Raw genomic sequence first — 226 nt, 5'->3', positions numbered from 1 at the left:
TATAATTTTGTAACATCATTTTCATTAACAGAAATTTTATCTTCAATAAGTTTTGCAATAAAGAATTTATGTTTTTCATTTGTAAATAAATATTCAAATTCTTCTTTTTCTTCATCCGAAAATTTATATTCTTTTGCAACTTTTAATATAGCTTTGCTAGTCAAAATTCTTTTTATTCCTTCGTTATCCAATCCTTCTCTTTCTTCATCAGTTAAAGTTAATTTAG

1 protein-coding gene is annotated in these 226 nt (G+C 22.1%); it reads right to left on the bottom strand.

What is annotated here, in order from left to right; genetic code table 11:
- On the bottom strand, positions 1 to 226 hold a 226-nt coding region (locus tag AACQ14_RS24215; RefSeq protein ID WP_339366093.1), incomplete at both ends, for a hypothetical protein.

This window comes from Vallitalea maricola (assembly GCF_036985595.1).
GTDB classification, from domain to species: Bacteria; Bacillota; Clostridia; order Lachnospirales; family Vallitaleaceae; genus Vallitalea; species Vallitalea maricola.
Note: the sequence above shows the minus strand (reverse complement) of the source record. Positions and strands in the feature narration are given on the sequence as shown.